This window comes from Bartonella sp. AA81SXKL (assembly GCF_042196945.1).
Lineage (GTDB): Bacteria > Pseudomonadota > Alphaproteobacteria > Rhizobiales > Rhizobiaceae > Bartonella.
The window spans coordinates 1-232 of record NZ_JBHIRH010000405.1 but is presented as its reverse complement, the minus strand read 5'-3'; the positions used below and the strand labels follow the sequence as shown (position 1 = coordinate 232).

The following is a 232-nucleotide window of genomic DNA, read 5'->3' as shown; positions in this document are numbered from 1 at the left end:
CTTTCAAAGACCAACCGCGATATGGTTATACGAAAATTTAAAAAACGTGCAAAAGAAAAAAACACACAGGAAGCAGTTTTGTAATGGTATTACGGTTAAGTTTTATGGGGACACCTGATTTTTCTGTTCCCATTTTACAGGCTTTATTGGACGCTGGTCATGATATTGCAGCTGTTTATAGCCAACCTCCTCGCCCTGCAGGACGGCGTGGCCTTAAATTGATCCCCTCACC

At 42.2% G+C, this 232-nt stretch carries 2 pseudogenes; both read left to right on the top strand.

Annotated elements, in window-relative coordinates:
- Positions 1-84 (top strand): annotated as a pseudogene (locus ACFINZ_RS11955) (peptide deformylase); the annotation flags it as partial.
- Positions 84-232 (top strand): annotated as a pseudogene (locus ACFINZ_RS11950) (methionyl-tRNA formyltransferase); the annotation flags it as partial. The pseudogenes ACFINZ_RS11955 and ACFINZ_RS11950, both read left to right, overlap by 1 nt.